Here is a 6551-nt window from a genome sequence, read left to right on the forward strand (position 1 = left end):
GGAATGCTTGACTTGTAAGTACATTAAACGCATGTTTTTAGAATAAGCCAAAAATCCCAAAAATATGTGCACATACTGATTGATAGAAACTATCACTCAAGATTATTCGCCCAGCATAGATTTAGCATTTTGTTCTGCGTAAGCGCTTCGACGCTGCTAGACCGACATCGCCTGAAAAATTTGTAGACGACGTGTACTAGCGCCTGTTGACCTTTGATGATGCCTTCTTACAACAAGTCCCATTGAAAATAGAAATAGCCATACCGTTGCGGCTTCACTTACTGCATGAGTAACCGTAGTCAAATAGCCAATATCAGCAAACGACGCTACAGTGGTATCACTTAACGAAATTGGAGTTGGCCCCAAATACCCTGTCATTAAATCTGATGAACCACCAGGCCAAGGTTCGTCCCAGTGACTGTTGGCAGTGCCGGCTCCTCCCCCCAGTTCTACAGGAATAAATGTGGCGTTTTCAACAAACTCGCGGCGATAAATTTCCAAAGCGTACTCTCCGGTGTAACGCCCTGAACCGCTGACGTAGTTAGATTGGCTGCCCGCAATAAAAAAGTCGGTCGTCCACAATGTTCCAAATCCAATTACATGGGCCATCTCGTGTACGATGACATCAAAAAGTGTACCGCGACTTTCTAAGCTAGCAAGGTCTGCCGTATCAAAGCGCATGCGGCCTTTATTTGCATAAACAAAAGTGCTGTCTGGTAGCTGAGTGATACCCGTTGGGCCAGCACTACCCAATACGCCACCCACACCATCAAGTGCAACGCCACTCGCATCTATAACAATATTGTGATTAAACTCGCTTTGAACGCCTATTAGGTAAGACTCCCAATAAGCGATTGCATCATCAAAAACACTGGATTGTGAAGGTGTTAAACCACCAAGATCGTTAATAGAAATTTTGAATAGTCCTGCATTTGCTGAAAAAGACACACACAACGACACCACAACACTGAAGAACCACTTAATTGAGACACCCATAGCACCCCTCCAAAACTAAGAAAAAACGTTCGATGCAAATAAATTTAGTAACGTAGGCCTGTTTATCTTTGCTGTATTTCAAAGCTCAACAGGGTAAGGACTAAAAAAACTATAGTAGAGAAAACCGTAAGTAGTTATGAGAAAGATTGCTTGTTAACGGCAAAAGTAAAAATTACTAAAGATCAACGTGTTGAATTTTTTAACAGAGAATACTTAACCGTAAGTCGTTCGCCATTGGCACAATGACGTATAGGGAGGGGGCGAATTATTGAAATTTTTTACGTCTACTTTCCCGCTTACCACGCTCTGTGATACAGAGCGCGGCTGCGAGAATGAATTAGAGGGCCTACCAGGTTAAATCATCTGGAATTTCATAATCGGCGTACCAATCATCTTCTTCTTCATCTTTACCATCGGCTCCGCTCTTATCTAAATCAGCACGGTAAATAACTGAAGCCTCGTCGCGCTGCGCAATTTTGTCAGCAACGGGGGCTGGTACTAGTTCATAAGCGTCATCTAGCAATACAACAGCCAAACGACCTTTTGTCACTTGCTTGTGCATCTCTTCACTCACATACAGACGCTTTACTACGTTGTCGTGTGTAAAGTTAAGTAAGGTTTCGCCATTGCGCGGTTGTTTGTTTACAGTAATAAGCTGCCTTACCTGCGCAATAATTGAGCGCTTCTCTCGCTCCTGCTGTTGAAGCTGGTTTAGCTCACGTGAGCGCGCTTTTTTCTCTTCAGCTGCTTGTTGAGCAGCAATAGTCGCTTCATCAACGACAGGTTGTTTTTGCTTATTCTTTTGCTTTTGTTTTTTGCGTTTATCTGCACGCGCTTGCTTTGCAGACGCTTTATCGGCCAAACCGGCTTTCAGTAGTTGGTCTTGTAAGGAGGCCATAATTACTCTCTGTTACACTGTTTCTATTGATACGCTTTGCAGACGTTTACCGTCTTTTAACTACGTAACAAGCCCGAGCAATGTCGGGCTTGTTAATTTCAATTAAAGGTCAATTTATACCTTTTCCGATGTAAAGGCATTACTTCTTCTTGGCTTTAGTCGCTGGCTTTTTAGCGGCTTGCTCCTGCCATTTGCCATTATCGTACCACGCAGACCATCCTGTTGCTTTACCGTTGTCATTTTCAGACATCACGTATTGCTGTTTGGTCTTCCTGCTGTATCGAACTATTGCAGGGTTACCATCAGGATCTGTTTGTGGCGCATCAGCAAGATAGTAGAATTTCGGCGAAATTCTATCTCTAAAGCGAGCAAGTTCTTCCACTTTCGGTGCACGAGTTTCACGCGACTTTGGAAAGTTATGCGCCGCTAAGAAAATTCCCGAAGCGCCATCACGTAGCATAAAATGCGCGTCAGACTTTTCACACGGAAGCTCAGGTAAATCTACCGGATCTTCTTTTGGCGGCGCAGCTTCACCGTTTCTAAGTAGCTTACGAGTATTCTTACACTCTTCGTTGGTGCAGCCGAAGTATTTACCAAATCGACCGTTTTTAAGCTCCATATCGCTGCCACATTTATCACACTCAATAATGGGGCCGTCATAGCCTTTTATCTTGAATGTGCCTGTTTCAACTAAGGTGCCATCACATGTTGGCGTGTTACCACACACATGAAGTTTACGGGTTTCGTCAACCAAGTAACTGTCCATCGCCGTGCCGCACTTAGGACAACGCTTTTTAGAACGAAGCGCTTCTGTTTCGAGCTCTTCTTCATCGTCCACTTTCACGACTTCATCACCAGGCGTTAAATTCATGGTGTTTGTGCAGCGCTCTTTCGGCGGTAAATTGTAGCCTGAACAGCCCAAGAATACGCCAGTTGACGCGGTTCTCACGTTCATTTCACGGCCGCATTTATCGCACTCAACACCTGCAGGCACTGCCTGATTCAAGCGCATACCGCCCTCTTCAGGGTCTTTCTCAGCGTTTAACAGTTTTCCGTAGAAGCCGCTGTAAAAGTCGTTGAGCACGTCCTTCCAATCTTTCTTGCCTTCAGCAATATCATCAAGATGCTGCTCCATGTTGGCAGTAAAGTCATAGCTCATTAAATCGTCAAAGTTTTCCATCAGACGATCGTTTACGATTTCGCCCATTTTCTCGGCATAAAAACGCTTGTTCTCTAAGCGCACATAGCCGCGATCTTGAATCGTCGAAATAATACTGGCGTAGGTCGATGGACGACCAATACCGCGTTTTTCAAGCTCTTTTACCAACGAAGCTTCATTAAATCGCGCTACAGGCTTGGTGAAGTGCTGTTTAGGATCAAGCGCTTTTAAGTCAAGCACATCGCCTTTTTGTACATCAGGCAACATGAGCTCTTCTTCGCCTTTTTTACGAAGCTGAGGTTGAACGCGAGTCCAGCCATCGAACTTAAGTACGCGGCCCTTCGCCGTCAGCTCGTAATCACCCGCCGCCACTTTAATAGTGGTTGCATCGTACTTAGCTGGAGTCATTTGACAGGCCACAAACTGGCGCCAAATAAGCTCATAAAGACGCTGTGCATCGCGTTCCATATCGCCTAAACTTGCAGCACTTATGCTCACGTTTGAAGGACGGATCGCTTCGTGCGCCTCTTGCGCACCTTCTTTACTGCCGTAGCGATTTGGCGAATCAGGCAGGTACTTGTCACCAAAATTATCTGAAATGTACGCACGAGCACTGTCCAACGCCTCTTGGCTTAAATTGGTTGAATCCGTACGCATATAGGTGATGTAGCCCGCCTCATAAAGGCGCTGTGCCATCATCATGGTTTTCTTAACACCAAAGCCCAATCGAGTACTTGCCGCTTGTTGTAGCGTTGAGGTAATAAATGGTGCAGAAGGACGACTTTGCGTAGGCTTTGACTCGCGGCTTTCTACCGTGTAGTTAGCCCCTTCTAAGTCAGCAAGCGCTTTATCAGTTTCGGCCTTGTTTTTAGGCTTGAACGCATTGCCCTGGTGCTTTGCTACCAGCATGCGCAGTGCCGCTTTTTGCTGGCTAGTTAAATCTGCGTGTACGTCCCAAAACTCTTCAGGTACAAACGCTTTAATTTCTCGCTCACGCTCTACAACAAGCCTAACCGCTACCGATTGAACACGCCCTGCTGAGAGGCCTCGCGCAATTTTTTTCCACAGAAGTGGCGATACCATAAAGCCTACAACACGGTCTAGGAATCGACGAGCCTGCTGCGCGTTGACGCGAGAAATGTTTAGTTCGCCCGGATCTGAGAACGCATCTTGAATCGCGTTTTTAGTAATTTCGTTAAACACCACTCGCTGGTAAGTTTTGTCTTTTTTACCTAGCAGCTCTTGTAAATGCCATGCAATCGCTTCCCCTTCGCGGTCCAAATCGGTCGCGAGATAGATAGTGTCAGCATCTTTAGCAAGCTTTTTAAGTTCGTTAACGACTTTCTCTTTACCCTGTAGCACTTGATAGTGGGCTTTCCAGTCTTTCTCTGGATCCACACCCATTCTGTCTACAAGCTTTAAATATTCGTGACGGCGAAGATATTCTTGACGCTCTTCTTCGCTTAAAGTTTTGAGTTCTTTAGCCGGTTTTTTAGGCTCTACTTTGCCTAAAGCCTTCGTCGGAAGATCTCGCACGTGGCCAACCGAACTTTTTACGATAAAATTTTTACCGAGATATTTATTTATCGTTTTCGCTTTGGCTGGTGACTCGACTATGACCAGTGATTTTGCCATATAATTGAACTAAACCTATTGATTTTTAATGACTATTTACGTCAAATTCTGAAAATTGGAGCAACCTTGCACTATATATAGGGTACTCGCTCTTTTTTAACATATATCTACAAAGTGAATGGAAAACAAGATCTTCTTCATACTTATTCTTTCCTTTGCTTTAAACACGCGCAAAAACTGCACAATAAATGAACAGCGCGATTGGCATTGGCCTTAAAAGCCGTATAATGCCAGCCATTCCAACCTAGCCTGACAACATGTTCAGGTGTGAAGAAGTGCATCGTTTGTCCCTGTAAAAGAACGAAAGCGTTGCCGCTGCTATTAAATTAATCGCAGTGCGTATGGAAAAGTAACATATAGGGTCAAGCGCCAAAACTCCAAGAATGAGGGAAAGTATGAAGCAGTTTGAAGTTAACTTTGATGGTCTTGTAGGACCTACCCATAACTATGCCGGTTTGTCGTTTGGCAATGTCGCTTCCCTGAACAACGCAAACGCAAAGAGCAGTCCAAAACAAGCTGCAAAGCAAGGCTTAGCCAAAGCAAAGGCGTTGGCCGATATGGGAATGGTTCAAGGTGTGTTGGCCCCACAAGAGCGTCCTGACATCGCCGCACTGCGCCGATTAGGCTTCACAGGCTCTGATGCTCGCGTGCTAGAAAGCGCTGCAAAGCAATCTCGCGAGATTTTCCTTGCTTGTTGTTCTGCTAGTAGCATGTGGACTGCAAATGCCGCCACTGTGTCTCCTAGTGCCGATACTGCCGATGGTCGCGTTCACTTTACCCCTGCAAACTTAACCAACAAGTTCCATCGTTCACTAGAGCCTCAGGTTACAGGCAATATCCTGCGTGGTACATTTGCCAATGAAAAGCACTTTGCTCATCACCAGCACCTGCCAGATAACGAGCATTTTGGTGACGAAGGTGCAGCTAACCACACGCGACTTTGCAGCAACTATGGTCAGGCAGGCGTAGAGTTGTTTGTTTATGGTCGTCATGCATTTGATACCAGCAAACCAGCACCGAAAAAATATCCGGCTCGCCAAACGCTAGAAGCATGCCAAGCAGTAGCTCGCTTACACGGTCTAGACGACGATGGCGTAGTTTACATGCAGCAAAACCCAGACGTTATCGACCAGGGCGTATTCCACAACGATGTGATCGCTGTTGGTAACCAAAATGTGTTGTTTTTCCACGAGCAAGCGTTTTATCAAAAAGACGCTGGATTTAAAGAGCTTCAAGCTAAATTTGGTAGCGAACCGCTTCACTTTATCGAAGTGCCGACCGCTGAAGTCTCTGTACAAGACGCAGTAAAAACCTACTTGTTCAATACGCAAATTATAACGCTTCCAGGTGGTGATATGACCATCATCGCGCCAACTGAGTGTGAGGAAAATGAAGCCGTTAAGCGTTATCTAGACAAGCTAGTAACTCTGGGTACGCCCATTAAGTCGGTTAATTACTTTGACGTTAAACAAAGTATGCGTAATGGCGGTGGTCCGGCATGTTTGCGTTTGCGCGTTGCAATGAACGACCAAGAACTCGCTGCGGTTAACCAAAATACGCTAATCAACGATGCACAATTCGCACGCTTAAATGCTTGGGTCGACAAGCACTATCGCGATGAATTAAGTGAAGATGACTTGCGCGATCCGCAGCTGCTCATTGAATCTCGTACTGCGCTTGATGAGCTTACACAAATTCTTAAAATTGGTTCGGTTTACCCGTTCCAACAGGGATAAGTTAAGTCTGATTGAAATAAGCAAAAAAGAAAGCCGGCTATAAGCCGGCTTCAGACTGTTGAAAAAGCCCTAGACGAAAGTCTGGGGCTTTGATCTAATAGGCATAGTGAAATTCGGAGTGTTCACC

The 6551-nt window shown here is 45.3% G+C and carries 4 protein-coding genes; 1 reads left to right on the forward strand and 3 read right to left on the reverse strand.

The features are described from left to right. Positions 1-156 precede the first annotated feature (156 nt). The 3 genes from NO989_RS10580 to topA form a co-directional block, all read right to left on the reverse strand. Positions 157-996, reverse strand: a complete 840-nt coding sequence (locus tag NO989_RS10580) for a leishmanolysin-related zinc metalloendopeptidase (protein WP_371342503.1) — start codon at positions 994-996, stop codon at positions 157-159. A gap of 346 nt (positions 997-1342) precedes the next feature. Beyond that, complete coding sequence (locus tag NO989_RS10585; RefSeq protein ID WP_014976306.1) at positions 1343-1894, reverse strand: DUF2058 domain-containing protein; 552 nt, start codon at positions 1892-1894, stop codon at positions 1343-1345. 139 nt (positions 1895-2033) lie between these two features. Next, positions 2034-4688: a type I DNA topoisomerase gene (gene topA, locus NO989_RS10590; protein ID WP_039229698.1), complete on the reverse strand. Its 2655-nt coding sequence runs from the start codon at positions 4686-4688 to the stop codon at positions 2034-2036. A gap of 395 nt (positions 4689-5083) precedes the next feature. Here topA and astB point away from each other — a divergent pair, with 395 nt between their 5' ends. Next, entirely contained in the window at positions 5084-6424 is a 1341-nt protein-coding gene (gene astB, locus NO989_RS10595) for an N-succinylarginine dihydrolase (protein WP_252118266.1), read from the forward strand. The last annotated feature ends 127 nt before the right edge of the window (positions 6425-6551 follow it).

It is taken from the genome of Alteromonas sp. DY56-G5 (genome assembly GCF_041414725.1).
Lineage (GTDB): Bacteria > Pseudomonadota > Gammaproteobacteria > Enterobacterales > Alteromonadaceae > Alteromonas > Alteromonas macleodii.

Coding starts and splice junctions, on each gene's coding strand:
- NO989_RS10580 (WP_371342503.1), bottom strand. CDS start 996: ATGGGTGTCTCAATTAAGTGGTTCTTCAGTGTTGTGGTGTCGTTGTGT.
- NO989_RS10585 (WP_014976306.1), bottom strand. CDS start 1,894: ATGGCCTCCTTACAAGACCAACTACTGAAAGCCGGTTTGGCCGATAAA.
- topA (WP_039229698.1), bottom strand. CDS start 4,688: ATGGCAAAATCACTGGTCATAGTCGAGTCACCAGCCAAAGCGAAAACG.
- astB (WP_252118266.1), top strand. CDS start 5,084: ATGAAGCAGTTTGAAGTTAACTTTGATGGTCTTGTAGGACCTACCCAT.